10 protein-coding genes are annotated in these 14986 nt (G+C 71.7%); 4 read left to right on the forward strand and 6 right to left on the reverse strand.

Annotated elements, in window-relative coordinates; translation table 11 throughout:
• Window positions 1-26: 26 nt before the first annotated feature.
• The 4 genes from OG900_34960 (at window position 27) to OG900_34975 (ending at window position 2954) form a co-directional block, all read left to right on the forward strand.
• A complete protein-coding gene (locus OG900_34960; GenBank protein WUH94836.1) occupies window positions 27-650 on the forward strand; it encodes an alpha-ketoglutarate-dependent dioxygenase AlkB in 624 nt (207 codons plus the stop codon).
• 318 nt (window positions 651-968) lie between these two features.
• Complete coding sequence (locus OG900_34965; GenBank protein WUH94837.1) at window positions 969-1463, forward strand: DUF5709 domain-containing protein; 495 nt, start codon at window positions 969-971, stop codon at window positions 1461-1463.
• Between the two features lie 79 nt (window positions 1464-1542).
• Window positions 1543-2103 (forward strand): hypothetical protein, encoded by a 561-nt coding sequence (locus OG900_34970; protein WUH94838.1) that lies wholly within the window; start codon window positions 1543-1545, stop codon window positions 2101-2103.
• Between the two features lie 86 nt (window positions 2104-2189).
• Window positions 2190-2954 (forward strand): class I SAM-dependent methyltransferase, encoded by a 765-nt coding sequence (locus OG900_34975; protein WUH94839.1) that lies wholly within the window; start codon window positions 2190-2192, stop codon window positions 2952-2954.
• Between the two features lie 100 nt (window positions 2955-3054).
• Here the strand turns inward: OG900_34975 and OG900_34980 are convergent, their stop codons facing one another.
• The 6 genes from OG900_34980 to OG900_35005 form a co-directional block, all read right to left on the reverse strand.
• Window positions 3055-5571 carry a discoidin domain-containing protein gene (locus OG900_34980; GenBank protein ID WUH96037.1) on the reverse strand — a complete coding sequence of 839 codons (2517 nt, stop codon included), beginning with the start codon at window positions 5569-5571 and terminating at the stop codon, window positions 3055-3057.
• Window positions 5572-6121: 550 nt separating this feature from the next.
• The gene (locus tag OG900_34985) at window positions 6122-6817 is read right to left on the reverse strand and encodes a maleylpyruvate isomerase family mycothiol-dependent enzyme (protein WUH94840.1); all 696 of its coding nucleotides are present in this window, start codon (window positions 6815-6817) and stop codon (window positions 6122-6124) included.
• A 181-nt stretch (window positions 6818-6998) separates the two neighbouring features.
• Window positions 6999-8945: an alkaline phosphatase family protein gene (locus OG900_34990; GenBank protein ID WUH94841.1), complete on the reverse strand. Its 1947-nt coding sequence runs from the start codon at window positions 8943-8945 to the stop codon at window positions 6999-7001.
• Between the two features lie 182 nt (window positions 8946-9127).
• The gene (gene efeB / locus OG900_34995) at window positions 9128-10381 is read right to left on the reverse strand and encodes an iron uptake transporter deferrochelatase/peroxidase subunit (protein WUH94842.1); all 1254 of its coding nucleotides are present in this window, start codon (window positions 10379-10381) and stop codon (window positions 9128-9130) included.
• Window positions 10378-11625 (reverse strand): EfeM/EfeO family lipoprotein, encoded by a 1248-nt coding sequence (locus OG900_35000; GenBank protein WUH94843.1) that lies wholly within the window; start codon window positions 11623-11625, stop codon window positions 10378-10380. Before OG900_35000 ends, efeB begins: the two co-directional genes overlap by 4 nt.
• A gap of 536 nt (window positions 11626-12161) precedes the next feature.
• Window positions 12162-14816, reverse strand: coding sequence for a glycoside hydrolase family 9 protein (locus tag OG900_35005; protein ID WUH94844.1), 2655 nt, complete (start codon window positions 14814-14816; stop codon window positions 12162-12164).
• Between the last annotated feature and the right edge of the window lie 170 nt (window positions 14817-14986).

Below are 14986 nucleotides of genomic sequence, written 5' to 3' on the forward strand. Positions count from 1 at the left end.
GTGCGAACAGGGGTTATGGTGAGGGCATGAGCCATCAGCAGACGTCACTCTTCGCCACCGGCGCACCGGCCCTCGGCAGCCTGGACCGGGCGCGGCGCACCGCGCTCGGGCGCGGCGCGTGGATAGACGTGCTGCCGGGCTGGCTGAGCGGTGCCGACGACCTCTTCGCCGAGCTGGCCGACCGGGTCCCGTGGCGCGAGGAGCGCCGCGCCATGTACGACAGCGTGGTGGCTGTGCCGCGCCTGCTCGCCCACTACGGCGAGGGCGAGCGGCTGCCGGACCCGGTGCTCACCGAGGCCCGCGACCGGCTGAGCGGGCACTATGCGGCGGAGCTGGGGGAGTCCTTCGTCAGCGCGGGCCTGTGCTTCTACCGGGACGGCCGGGACAGCGTCGCCTGGCACGGCGACCGTTTCGGGCGCGGTGCCACGCGCGACACGATGGTCGCGATCCTCTCGCTCGGCGAGCCCCGGCCGCTGCTGCTGCGCCCGCGCGGCGGCGGCGCCCCCGCCTCCAAGGTGCCGCTGGGCCACGGCGACCTGATCGTGATGGGCGGCAGTTGCCAGCGCACGTGGGACCACGCGATACCCAAGACCCGCTCGGCGGTCGGCGGCCGGATCAGCGTCCAGTTCCGCCCCCGCGGCGTGGCCTGACGCCCACCCCGCGGGCCGGTTCCGTCCGGGGCGGCCAGGGCGGGATGTGTCCGCAGGTGCGGGGCGCGGGTGGGCGCGCATGATGGAAGGGGGCCGTCCGGAGTATCAGCCGGGCGGCGGACCCGGCCGGTTTCCGCCGCTTGCGGGTGGGCAGGCGGGCGGGTGGACGGGCCGGCGCGGCGGCGCAGGCGTACCACCCCGAGCAGGAAGGACGTGGTGATCCGTGCGAACCGCATCCCTCTCAGCATGTCCGGCCGCCGTCCTGCGGGCGGCGTCCGGCGCAGACCTCAGGCCGCCGGGTGAAGCAGGTGCGGCGACATGACCGAGCGGATCGACGGCACCATGGGCGACGACGTGTATCAGCCGGACGACAGCAGCGAGATCCAGGAGGACACCGGGCCCCTGGAACCCGAGGACACCCTGGACGACCGGGGGATCGCCGAGGTGCTCGACGAGGGGTATTCACCTCCCGAGCGTCCCTTGGGCGTGGACGACGTCGGTACGACGGCGGCGGAGCAGCAGGCGGGCGAGAGCCTGGACGAGCGGTTGCCGCGCGAGCGCCCCGACGTCGAGCCGAGCCCGGACGACGGCCTGGGCGACGCGAGCGACACCGATGGCGAGCTGGTCGACGTGGAGGCGGGCGAGCTGCGCTCCGGCCGGCTGGTCGCCCCCGACGAGGGGTCGCACGCCCGCCTGGACGGCATGGTCGGCGAGGACGTCGGCATCGACGGCGGCGCGGCATCGGCTGAGGAAGCGGCCGTGCATGTCGTGGAGGACACGGACTGGCCGATGGAGGAGGACGACGAGGAGTGACCGCGAGGCCGTCCTGCCCGGTGGTGAAGGCCGGGCCGGGCGCGCGGAAGCGACGCAGCGAAGGCAAGGAGTCGGTGGCATGAGCGAACTGATGAAGCCCCAGGACACCCCCGGTGTGCCCGCCGGTCACGCACGCATCAGCGGGCCGGCGAACGTCCGCAGCCAGGCCGAGTATTTCGACGCCCGCGCCCGCGCCGACGCGGACGCCGTACAGGCGGCCCGCACCCACCACGACGGGCTGTCGGCCCGGGTGATCGCGTCGGGCGAGGGTGTGCACGAGCTGCTGGAGCGGCTGCGGCACCGCGGCACACCGAGCCGCGCCGACCTGCGGCTGCTTGCCGACGCGCTGGCCAAGCACTGCGAGGGCACCGAGGTCACCGCCCGCCGGGCGCTGGAGCGCCACCCCGCGGCGGCCGATGCCGTGCGGGAGGACCGCGCCGAGGGCGAGCGGCTGCTCCAGACGCTGTCGTACCTGATAGCCGGCAAGCTGCCGGAGGAGACCTACCCCCTGACGGCGAGTGGCGCGCTGGCCGACATCGACCAGTACGTCGGCCACGAGCAGCGCGACCTGGCCCCGGCGATCGACCGCGAGCTGTCCCCCCTCGAAAGCGCCCGCCTGGCCCGGTCCTTCCCGGGCTGAGGCCGGCGGCCCGCAGCACTCCCCACCAGCCTGCCGTCCGGAGAATGCGCTGGCCCCAGGCGCGGGCCTGCGGCCATGATGTGATCATGGCGCGTGATTTCGACGATCTGGTGGCCGAGGCCGACACGGTGTCCGTGGACGGCTGGGACTTCTCCTGGCTCGACGGACGGGCCACCGAGCAGCGCCCCTCCTGGGGGTATCAGCGGCTGATGGGGGAGCGGCTGGCCCGTGCCACGGCCGGGCTGGACATCCAGACCGGCGGCGGCGAGGTGCTCGCCGGGGTGCCGCGGCTGCCGCCGCTGATGGCCGCGACCGAGTCCTGGCCGCCGAATCTGGCCAAGGCCACCGCGCTGCTGCACCCGCTCGGCGCCGTCGTGGTAGCCGACGACGACGAGCCGCCGCTGCCCTTCGGCGACGCGGCCTTCGACCTGGTCGTCAGCCGGCACCCGGTCACCGTGTGGTGGCACGAGATCGCCCGGGTGCTGCGGCCCGGCGGCACGTACTTCTCCCAGCAGGTCGGCCCGGCCAGCGGTGTCGAGCTGGTCGAGTTCTTCCTCGGCCCGCAGCCCGGCGCGCGCGGCGGGCCGCGCCACCCGGACCGGGTCGCGGAGGGCGTACGGTCAGCCGGCCTTGAGCTGGTGCGACTGCGGCCCGAGACACTGCGGATGGAATTCCACGACATCGGCGCGGTCGTCTACTTCCTGCGCAAGGTGATCTGGATGGTGCCCGACTTCACCGTCGACCGCTACCGCGACCGGCTGCGCGAGCTGCACGACCGCATCACGGCCGAGGGCCCGTTCGTCACCCGTTCCACCCGCATGCTGGTCGAGGCCCGCAAGACGGCGGTGTGACGGGGGCGGCGCGAAAGACGGAGGGCCGCCGCCCTGGGACAGGGCGGCGGCCCGTCGGGTCACCGTGTCGGATCGGCCGTCAGTCGCCCGGCCGGGCCGCTTACGGGTACGACGTCACAGTCGACGGCGTGGTGCCGGTGCCGGACGTTCCCGGACCGATGTTGTTGATCACATGGGCGTATTGGCCCATTCCGCCGAGCGAGACCACCAAGAGGTCGTGGAACTTGATCCCCGACGTGGCCGGTGCCTCGAACCCGTGGTCCTGGATGATCGTCGGGTCCGCGGTGTAGTTGCAGTAGCTGCCCAGGCCCCAGCCCTCGTGCGTGGTGACGTTGTCGTCCACCTTGTACGCGGCGAAGCCCCGGATACTGCCGTTCTGTACCGCCGCCTGGTTCGGGGCGTCGTACGCCTTCTCGTTCTGGAAGAAGATCGTCCTGCCGTTCTGGCCGTGCCACTCCACGTCGTACTTCTTGAAGTGCTCCACGAACAGGCCGGTGGCCAGCACGTTGTTGCCGTTGACCTTCAGGCCGATGTCGGCCGGGTTGACCGTCCAGCCCGTCGGCGCGCTGCCGTGGTCGGCCCGCCAGATCCAGGTGTGGTCGATGATCACGTCGTTGCTGTTGATCTCGAACGCGGTCTGCGCCTGCGCCGGACGGGCGCCGCCGACCCGGACGAAGACGTCCTGGATGGTGGTCGGGTCGGACGCGTGGCTCGCGGTCGAGCCCTGTGCGCCGACCTGGAGCAGCTGCGGCGAGTTGCCCGCACCCGCGTCGATCAGGAAGCCGGCCAGCCGGACGCCGTCGACGTCCGAGACCTTGATCGCGTCGACCCCGTTGTCCGGGACGACCGTGGCGTAACCGAGCCCGAGCACCACGGTGTTGGCGCGGGTCACGTTGATCGGCTGGTCCACGTGGTAGATGCCCGGCGTGAAGACCAGGTTGAGGCCCTGGGCCAGCGCCGCGTTGATGGTCGCCGCGGACACGCCCGGCTTCGCCACGTAGAACTGGCTCAGCGGGATGGACGTACCCGGGGTGTTCGGCCACGACACGCCACTGGCGTTGGTGCGCAGGTTCGGCACGAACACCGCGTAGTTGCCGCTGCCGTCCAGGTACATGTACGGCTTCTCACGCGACTCCGGGGTGGTGTTCAGCGTCGTGTAGACCGGGTTCGGGAAGCCCTGCGCGGGAGCGCCCTGGACACCCGAGAACACCATGTTCCACACGCCGTTGGTCCAGCCCTGGATGGAGCTGTCGCGGGTGTACCACTGCTGCTGCGAGTACGGGCCCACCGTACCGTCGATCTTGCTGTCGGCGATGTAGCCGCCGGACGCCCAGCCGTAGCTGGCAGGCGCCAGGTTCAGGCCGCCCTGGACGTGGACGCGGCGGAAGGGCGCCGCCTGCGCGACGGCCCAGCGGTCGGTGCCGTTGACCGGCTTGACGGCCAGGTTCTCCACCGAACGCCAGAAGTTCTGGGTGGCGTTGCCGTTGAACCAGCCCGCGTCCACGGTGATGTCACCGTTGATCTGGACGTCGTCGGGGTTCTTGCCCAGGCCCGAGACCGAGGTGTAGAAGCCGACCTGGTCGTTGAGCCCGTTGTAGGTGCCCGGCTTGAAGAACACCTGGTACCGGGCGTCGCCGAACTGGTTGCTCTCCTGCTGCTGGAAGATCGTGTCCAGCTGGCCCTGGATGTTCGGCGTCGAGGGGTCGAAGACCTTGACGTTGGAGCCGAGGTCGCCGCCGCCCTGGATCGGGCCACCGGTGTCGGTGGGGGGCGGGGAGGTCGTGCCGCCGCCGTCACCGGCGGTGCCGTAGACCTGGAATTCCCACAGCGAGTAGCCGTAGCCGGTCGCGCGGGCGGTCCCGTACACCCGGACGTAGCGGCCGGAGCCGCTGACGTTCAGCGTCTGGTTGCCGCCGGTGCCGGTCGTGGTGGAGTAGACGTCGGTCCAGTTGGTGCCGTCCGCCGAGGTCTGGATCTTGAAGGCCTTGCCGTACGCGGACTCCCAGTTGAGCGTCACCGAGCTGATGGTGTCCGTGGCGCCGAGGTCGACCTGCAGCCACTGCGGGTCGGCCGCCGCGCTGGACCAGCGGGTGCCGGTGTTGCCGTCGACGGCCGCGGACGCCGGGGTGCCGGCGTTCTCGGTCGAGGACGCGGTGGCGGTCCTGCCCTGCGAGAGCAGGGTGCCCGCGGCCGGCGGGGTGCTGCCGCCCGTGGAGCCGTAGACCTGGAATTCCCACAGCGAGTAGCCGTAGCCGGTCGCGCGGGCGGTCCCGTACATCCGGACATAACGCCCGGAACCGTTTACGGCGAGTGTCTGCACACCGCCGGTACCGGTCGTGGTGGAGTAGACGTCGGTCCAGTTGGTGCCGTCCGCCGACGTCTGGATCTTGAAGGCCTTGCCGTAGGCCGTCTCCCAGTTGAGGGTGACGGACGAGATCGTGTCCGTGGCGCCGAGGTCGACCTGCAGCCACTGCGGGTCGGCCGCCGCGCTGGACCAGCGGGTGCCGGTGTTGCCGTCCACCGCCGCGGACGCCGGGGTCCCGGCGTTCTCGGTCGAGGAGGCGGTGACGGTCTTGCCCTGCGAGAGCAGGGTGTCGGCGGCATGCGCGGAGCGCATGGGCACGAAGAGCAGCAGCGAGGCGATGAGCGCGGTGATGACCGCCGCGGCCGTCTTGCGCCGGTTCGACAACACCGAGGTTCTCAGTGCGGTCGTCCCGGTGGAGGGAGCGAGCATGGGCAACTCTCCTGGTTCCACGGGTGGGGGAGCAGTGGGGTGCGCGTCCGGCCGTCCCGCGGCCGGACGTGGAAAACAGGTGCTGTTCACGTTCCGGACAGCGCTCTCCCGGTGGAGACCCGGTAGAAATGAGAGCGCTCTCCCGGCACTCACGGCGATGTTTCTCCCTGTGTTTCATCCATGTCAAGAGTTGTGCACGAAGCCGGGTCGGCGAAAAGGTGAAGCCTCCTCAAGTCCGGCATATGGCCCGTAACTTGCGACAGAGCTTGAACCAGGGGTGGTGACCAGCGCGTATCGCAGAGGGTGTTCGGGATCCGGCCCGACCGTCACCCTTGTCGCACCTCGGTCGGGCAAGGGGCGGGCGCCGGACGGGCGGTGACGCGCCTTCAGTTCGTGAACGCGGAAGCGGCGGGTCCCCTTCTGTCCGGGACGGTCAGGCGACCAGGGGTCCGGCCAGCACCGACGACGCCGCCTCCCGGTCGCCCTTCCACACCAGGCCGGCGCCGTCGGCGGGCAGCCGGCCCCAGAGCATCAGCAGCAGCTCCGCGGCCGTCCCGGTGACCCCGGCGGCCGGTGTGCCGGGGCCGTACGTCCAGGAGCTGCCGGTGTCGGTCGCCTCGAAGATCACCGCGCGGGCCGGGGCGGCGGCCCGGCCGACCGCGATCTGCCGGGGTGCGAAGGTGTCGAAGACCTCGGCGATCCCGTCGGCGGCCAGCTCCGGGTCCATCGGGTCGGGGGCGGCGCCCCGCGCGTGCTGGGCGTCCCAGCGGTGCACCAGGGTCTCCAGGCAGCGCCGCCGCTGCCAGAAGCCCACCGTGTGCGGCGGGTGGAAGGTCCAGGCGGGCGCGGCCGGATCGGCGTCGAGTACGGCCAGCAGGTCCGCCGTGTGCCGGTCGAACCAGCGCAGCAGGGCCGCGCCGTCACGCGGCGCGGCGGGGAAGCGGTGCCCCGGATGGCGGGCGGTGATCGCCGTGGCGGCCCGCTGGTGGCCCGCGCCCAGATGCGAGGCCAGGTCGTACAGCGTCCAGCCGCCGCAGTGCTCGACCCGCGCGGTCAGGTCGCCGAGCAGCGCGCCGCGGAAGGCGTCGGTCTCGCGGCACAGCGCGGGGAGATATCCGGCGGTTTCCATGCATAAACCCTAAACCCGGCGTGTCGCACCGGCCGGCTGCGACGCGGCCGGCCGGTGCGACACGCCGGGTTCCCCGGGCCGGCAGCGCGAAGGCCGCCCCGGCGGATGCCGGGGCGGCCTCGGGGAGCCGGCGTCAGGGCGCCGGTCCGGCCGTGCGCGAGGGCACGGGTGCCGCGGGGTGTCAGGCGGCGGTGCTGCCGGACTGGCGACGGTGCTTGCGGGCGTAGTAGAGCGCGCCGCCGCCGACCAGCAGGGCGCCGGCCGTGATGCCCAGGGGCAGGGCCGGCGAGGAGCCGCCGGTCTCGGCCAGGGTCTGGGTGGAGGTGTTGTCGCCCTGGCCGCCGGAGGCGGAGCCGGAGCCGTGGCCGCCGGTGGAGCCGCCCCCGTTGCTGCCGCCGCCGTTGCCGTTGCCGCCGTTGGACCCGCCGTTGCCGTGCGTGTCGATCGGCTTGACCGACTTCACGGAGCCGTCGGTGTTCAGCAGCACCTGCTTGTTGTTCGGGTGCTTGAAGTCGAAGGCGCCGTCGAGCGAGTTGGCGCGGCTGTCGAAGGCCGCGTCACCGATGCGGCCGGTGTTCCAGTTGTCCTCGATGAACTTGGTGATCGAGGTCTGCTCGGTGCGGGTGTGGTCGACCGAGTTGACCTTGCTGTAGGGCGAGATCACCAGCAGCGGCTGCCGGGTGCCCGGACCGCAGCGGTCGGCGTAGCCGCCGGCCGACTTCGGGCCCGCCTGGCAGGCCGGGCTGTCGGTGGCCTTGCCGTTGGAGCCGACCGTGGCGTCCTTCGAGCCGTTCTGCGGCTTGGCGTACGCGTGGTCGTACCAGCCGTCGGAGTCGTCGTAGGAGATGACGACCGCGGTGTCCTTCCACTCCGGCGACTGCTGGAGCTGGTTGATCTCCTTGATCAGGAAGTTCTGCTCGTCGATCGGGTCCGAGTACGCGCCGTGGCCGTCCTGGAACTCCGCCGCCTTCAGGAAGCTGACGGCCGGCAGGTTGCCCGCCTTGAGCGCCGAGTCGAAGTCCGTCAGGTCGTAGTTGTGGTTCGCCTGGCCGTTGTGGCCGATCTCGGCGGTGTTCTTCGGCGCCAGGTGGTGCGGGTTCGACGTGGACTTGTAGTACTGGAACGGCGAGTGGTGCGGGCTGTAGTCCACCGAGGGGGCGCCGCCGACGTTGGTGTGGGTGGCCGCCTGGCAGCTGGCGTAGTCACCCGACTTGCCGTCCCACGCGGTGGCGGGGCGGAAGCCGCCCTGGAACCAGCCCCACGTCACACCCTGCTTGTTGAGCAGGTCGCCGACGTTCTTGCCCTGCATCACGGCCAGCGCGTTGGTGCCGGTGTGGCTGGCGTCCGAGCAGTCGTCGAAGGCCGGGTCGGGGTCGTTGGTGACCGTGCCGACACCCTTGGCGTCCGGCGAGAGGACCGTGTACTTGTCCGGCGTCGCGGTCTGCTTGGGGTTCTCGGTGCCCGACGCGGGGTCGACCGAGATGACACCGTGCGTCTGGCCGGAGACCAGGTTGAGCGCACCGGGGGTGGAGGGGCCGTACGTGGTGCTGAACGAGTTGTCGCCGAGCGAGTAGTGCTGGGCGTAGTTCCACAGACCCGTGACGGTGTTGCCGTCGTAGTAGTCCATCACCAGGCCGGGCTCGCCGAACAGGCCGCCTGAGCAGGTGCTGGTCTCGGTGTTCTGCACGTACTGGTCGGCCTTGCCGCCGTTGGCGGCGTACTGCTCAGGGCCGTAGTTGTGGTTCTGGTCGCAGGTCACGGCCTGGTCCGGGCCGAGCCGCTTCGGCTTGTACTGGTTCGGGTTGGTCTTCAGCAGGCCCGCGTGGCTGAGGGTGTCGATGTTCTTCGGCGTGTCCTTGGCCGCGGTGAACTTCGTACCGTCGGTGTTGGCCGCGACCGGGTAGCTGCCGAAGTAGTGGTCGAACGAGATGTTCTCGTCGAAGATGACCACCAGGTGCTTGATCGGCGTGGCGGTCTTGCCGCCGCCGTGGTTGTTCGAGTCGGCGTAGGCGGGGGCCGTGCCGCCCGCCAGTACGAGTGCCGCAGCCCCGGCGAACGCACCCCAGCGCGCTGCACGCCTGCGCGAGCCCGCCCTTCTTGCCCTGCCCGTACCGCCTGTGGTGCTCATGCTTTCTCAGCCTCCGCTAAGTGGCGCTTTACGCGTGCCGCTGTGGATTCGTGCACGTTGTCGAACGCGATCGTCCGGGCGGTCCGCGACATGACAAAGTCCCGGTGGTGGCGCTGGGGTGAACAGCGGGTCAGTAAATCCAGGGCAATTCTTGACCCGCTCTTTGTGTGTCGGGCGCCGCCTCAGCCGAGCAGGGCCCGCCCCAGCCAGTCGCCGCGGTCGCGTACACCCGGCAGAGCGTAGAAGTACCCGCCACCGAAAGGTGAGATGTAGTCCACCAGGGGTTCACCGGCGAGTCGCCGCTGCACCGCGGCGAACTGCCGCTCCAGGTCCTGCTGGTAGCAGACGAAGATCAGCCCCATGTCGAGGTTGCCGTTGCTGTCCATGCCCCGGTCGTAGTTGTAACCCCGGCGCAGCAGGCGGGAGTCGTCGGTCTTCGCGGTCCGCGGGTTGGCGAGCCTGATGTGGCTGTCCAGCGGGATGATGTCGCCGGTCGGGTCCTCGGCGAACTTCGGCACGTCGAACTCGCGCGAGCCGTCGAGCGGCGCGCCGGTGTCCCGGTTGCGGCCGAACATCCGCTCCTGCTCGGTGATCGAGACCCGGTCCCAGAATTCCACCAGCATCCGGATCAGCCGCACCACCTGGTAGGAGCCGCCCGCCGTCCAGGCCGGCTCGGCCCCGGCGCCGACCCACACCAGGTCGTCGGCGACCGCCGGGTCGGCGACGTTCGGGTTGGCCGTGCCGTCCTTGAAGCCCATGTGGTTGCGCGGGGTGCCGCTGGGCCGCGGCGGGCTGGTGAAACCGTCCATCCGCCAGCGCACCTGCATGCCGCCGCGGGTGTTGCGGGCGATGTCGCGCAGCGCGTGCAGCACGGTGTCCGGGTGCGGCGCGCTCAGCTGCAGGCTCAGGTCGCCGTGGCACCAGGCCTCGTCGAGGTCGTCGTCGGCGAAGGCCGGCATCTGCGACAGCCGCAGCGGCTTGCGGTCGGCGAGCCCGAACCGCCCGTCGAAGAGCGACGCGCCCACCCCCGCGGTCACCGTCAGCCCGTCGCCCGGCAGCCGCGGGCCCAGCGTGCCGCTGTCCGACGGCGAGTCGGTTATGCCCAGCGGGGCAGGCGTACCGCCCGCGGTCAGGAAGCGCGCCCGGTCGGTGACGGTGTGCAGCAGCTCGGCCAGCTCCCGCCGGTCCGCCGCCGTGACGTCGAAGGACAGGAAGGCGGTGGACAGCCGGACGTCCTCGACGATGCCCGCCTGGTGCACCCCGTGGAAGCCGGGCCCGCGCTTCGCGGGAGCGGCCGTCGGCGTGGCCGCTGACGCGGTGGAGCCGGCCAGCGCCGTGGCGCCGCCGGCGGCCGCGCCCACCGCCCCCACGCCCAGGGCGGCGCCGCGCAGGAAACCCCGCCTGCGCAGGTCGCCGCTGCTGTGGGTGTCGGTCATGCCGTCCTCCGTACTTCGAAGATCGCCGCCACCGGGGCGAGCTGTTCGAGCAGGTCGCCGAAGTCGGCGTTGACCTGCTGGCGCTGCGTGTGGGTGAGCTTGCCGACCGGCGTCCAGACGCCGCCGTGCCGCAGGGCGTCCAGCGTCGCCTGCGTACGGTCGAGCGCCGCGTCGAGCTTCGCGACACCGGCGTCGCGGGACTCCAGAAGGGGGCGCAGCTCGTCCAGGATCACCCGGGTGCCGTCCACGTTCGCGCGGGCGGTGGCCAGATTCGTGCCGCTGCCGTAGTCCGTGCGGGCGGTCAGCTCGAACTGATCCGCGTTCTCGATGATCTCGTGGGCGCGCAGGCCCATCGCCGCCGGGTCCATCCGCTGGTCCGGCCAGCCGTCGAGCAGGTCGTGCACCGCGCTGTCCAGCGCGGCGGCCGGTGCGCGCAGCGAGGCCGCGGACCGGCCGTGCCACAGCCCGTACTCGATCCGGTGGAAACCCGCGAAGTCCGGGGCGTCGACAGCGCCGGGCGTACGGGCCACCGTCCCGTTGATCGCCGCGTCCGCGTCGCCGAAGGTGTCGTAGGCCGCGCCCATCCGCTCGTAGACCAGGTGCGCGGGCAGCCAGTCCCGGCGGGCGGCGGCCAGGTCGCCGCCGTCGATGTCGGCCTTCAGCCTGCCCGTGCCGGCGGCGAGTTCGGCGATCCGCTGCCCCACCCACTTCTGGTACGCCAGCGTCGGCGGGATCAGGTCGTGCTGGTTGACCGGCGCCGCGGCCGGCCCCTGGGGCTGCTTGCCGGCCACCACGACGGTCGGCCCGGTCACCGCGTCCGTGTCGTTCTGCAGGCATTTGAACGCGTAGCTGCCGCCGCCCAGCTCCACCGTCATCGGCCGGGTGGTGCCGGGCGCCAGGCCCTCCACCTCGCCGAAGACCTTGCCCGTGCGCGGGTCGGTCAGGTCGACATCGGAGGCCGCGCTCGACGTGTTGTGCAGATCGAAGACCTGCATCCCGGTCCGCGGCCGGCTCCAACCCTGCCCGCACGTACCGGTCGACACGTCGATCGCGGTGTGCCGCAGCCCGTCGGCGGGCGCCTGCGCCTGCGGCTTCGCGTCCGCGCGCTTGCCGCTGCCGCCGCCCGAACCGGCGGCCAGCACGGTGGCGGTCACCGCCGCGGCGACGGCGACCACCGCGGCGGCGGCCCGCCACCTGCGGGTGAAGCGCGTCCCGGCGGACGAGGGCGGGTGTGGCGGGATCATGCCGTCAGGTTCGGCGGACACACCGGACCTCCAGTTTCGGTGCAGCGGATCGGGGTGCGGCTCATGCTAAGCACCACTTGGCTGCGCCATGCGGTTGACGGTGGGCGGGAATCCACAATTCCGTGCCAGTTCACCAACCAGCCATCTAAGGGTACCCTTAGGAGGGTTTTCCCGGCCCGCTGCCACTCCCTGCGGGGTGCTGTCACGGACTCCACAGTTGCGCTGTGTGGGTGGCTTGTCGCGCTGTTCTCCCCCAGCGCTTCGCCTGGGGGTACCCGCGCAGAGGGCCCCTGGCAGGGGCGAACGCCTGACGGCGGAGGACGCAGGCCAAAAGGGGCGCGGGGAACTGCGCGCCCCGCCGGAAAGGCGGGAAAGAAAGCAACGCCACCGCAAGGGGCAATCACCCAGGGGCGCGTGGGGGTACCCAAACGCGAAGCTCTGGGGGAGAACAGCGCGACAAACCACGACGGCGGGGCGGGCGGCGGGTCACCGCAAGAGGCAACCCCCCCGGATCCGCCCACCCCGCGCGGGAAGCGCTATGTGCAGGCCACCCCGTTCAGTGAAAAGCCGGACGGCGCCGAGTTACTCGTGGAGTACGTCGCCGTGAAGCCGGGATCCACCGTGCCGCCCGCGGGGATCGACGGGGCGTACGACGGGTTGGTCACCGTGACCTTCTGCCCGGACTGGGCAAACGTGCCGTTCCAGCCGCTGCCGATCTTCTGGTCGCCGCCGAAGGTGAAGGCCAGCGTCCAGCCGCTGAGCGCCGCGGAACCGGTGTTGGTGACCAGGACGTCCGCCTGGAAGCCGCCCGACCAGGCGTTGGTCACCCTGTAGACGGCGGTGCAGGCGGCCCCGCCGCCGGAGGAAGTGCCGGCCGTGGTCACCGACAGCGCGGGGGACGCCGAGGACACGGTGCCCGCGGTGTCGACCGCCTTCACGGTGAAGGCGTAGGCCGTGCTGGCCGTCAGCCCGGTGACGGCCAGGCTCGTACCGCTCGGGGACCCGACAAGCACGGGCCCCGTGCCGCGGTTGGCATAGACCTGGTAGCCGGCCAGGGGCAGAGTGCCCGGGGTGGCCGCGGGCCAGGACAGGGTGAGCGTGGTGCTGGTGACGGCGGACGCGGTGGGCGTGCCGGGGGGGCCCGGCGGGGTCGCGGTCGGGTCGGTGGTGCCCGAACCGCTGGGCGCGGTGCCCCACACCGCGGTCGAACCGTCGTAGAGGACCATGTCGTTGACGGTCACCGGCGTCGAGCCGGGCACCGTGGAGACCCCCTGGTAGGACCAGTCGCCGGACGGGTTGTGCGGCCCGGGGAAGGCGAGCCGGAACTGCACTTCGCGGTGGAAGGCGGACTGCCCGGCGGGGGCGATGTCCTGGCCCTCGCAGCTGATCGTCACGTAGTAGATGCTCCCTGAGAACTGCGTGGGACCGCCCGGCGCCAGGCACTGGCTGTACGCCGAGGTCACCGTGACCTGCGACGGGCTGGTGCCGGCGTCGAGGGTGAAGTAGTAGCGGAAGCTGCCGTGCTTGAGGTGGCGGGCCGGCCAGCCGGACTTGTTGACCACCTGCGCCTTGATCTCGTAGAAGTTCGTGCCCGCCGCGTTGACGGCGGCCTGCAGGAATTCCTCGGGACCGTCGGGGGTCTCCTTCGGCGGGAAGTTCGCCGCCGGAGTGCCGCCGTATTCGTCGGTCAGCGCGGCGAGCGCGCTGGAGAAGCCGGCGTTGTAGTCCAACGCCCCCTCGGTCTCGCCGTAGTTGGACCGCTCGTCGGAGAAGCCGTCATCGGCGGAGCCGGGGCCGCCGACCAGCAGGCCGTAGTCGAGGTGCCGGGTCGCGGTCGGCTCGGTCATCGACTGCGACCAGGAGCCGTGCGCGGCCCTGCTGTGCGGATTCCGCGGCCACTTGGTGTTCTTGCCGGAATTGGTGAAGCCGATCTCGTAGCTCTCCTTGGCCGGGTTGTCGCCGAGGACGTAGTCGATCTGCCGTACGCCGAAGTCGTGGTAGGTCTGCGCCTTGGCCGCGTCCTTGCCCTGCGCGTTGAGCCAGTCGGAGAACTGCAGTGCCGCGTATGCGGTGTTGGATGAGTAGCGCAGCGAGCCCCAGGTGTCGAGGAAGGCCTCGCCGCCGGGCGAGTAGGCCACCTTCTGGCCGTTCACGCCGGTCGTCCACCAGTCGAGCCAGCGCTCGGCGTCGTTGACGTAGACCTGCTTGCCGGTGAGTTCGGCGAGCAGGACGTAGTCGCCGTAGGACTTGTCGTCCCAGGCCAGCGTCCAGTTGTACTCGGGCGTGGTGGTCTGGTTCATCTTGGGCAGCTGGGCGTAGTACGTCTCCGCCTTCGCCAGGTACGTGCTGTCGCCGGTGGCGCGGTAGAGCCACAGCGCGCCCCACACCAGCTCGTCCCAGTAGCCGCTCCAGGAGTTGTAGTAGCCCTGGGCGGCGGTGATGCACTTGTCGTAGGTGCCGCGGTAGGTGTCGGCGAAGGTGTAGAGCTGCTTGGCGTTCGCCAGCAGGGTGGCGGCGTAGGTCGGGTCGCTCGCCTTGAAGACCATGGACGAGGAGGCGAGCGCCGCGGCGGACTCGCCCGCGAGGTCGGAGCCGGGGCAGGAGGCGTCGATCTTGAAGGAGGGCCGCGGCGACGGGTTGACCTCGGGCGGGCCCCAGAAGGAGTGGTCGCTGCCGCCGTCGCCCACCTGGCCGTAGAGCACGTTGGCCGACGGGTGGGCCTTGAGCAGCCAGTCGTCGCCCCAGCGCAGGTTGCGCAGCAGGTAGGTGCTCTGCCCGCTCTTGGTGTAGCCGGACGTCTCGTCGATGCCGCCCCAGCCGAGCATGGTCATCGAGAAGGCCATCGGGAAGCCGAACTTCACCTCGTCGCCTGCGTCGTGGTAGCCGCCGGTCAGGTCGATGCCGGCGTCGGCGCCGTCGGTGAGGTCGGAGTCGCCGCGCCAGCTGACGCGGTTGTCCGCGGGCAGTTTGCCGGAGCGCTGGGACTCGTAGAAGAGCATCGAGTCCTGGAGCGCCTCGGCGTAGTTGTAGCCGCCGGCCGCGGCGGGGGCGGCGGCCGGGGTGGCGGCGCGGGCCGCGGGGGCGCCCGCGGTGGCCGCCATCGCGAGCGGCAGCAGGGCGGCGACGGCGGTGACCGCCGCGGCCCGCGCGCGGCGGACGGCGCGGACGGGCGGTTTTCCGAAGATGGGCACGCGTCCTCCTGGGAGGGCGATGGTCGTGGTGGGGGGAGCGCGCCCGCGGGCGGACGGTCGGCCGGGAATCGCTGCCCGCCCGCCCATGGGAGCGCTCCCACATGCTCGCCCCGGGCCTTGCGCACCGTCAAGCACCGTGCGTACGCCAGTGCGTACGGCCTGGAGGCGCC

The organism is Streptomyces sp. NBC_00433, assembly GCA_036015235.1.
Taxonomy (GTDB): Bacteria; Actinomycetota; Actinomycetes; order Streptomycetales; family Streptomycetaceae; genus Actinacidiphila.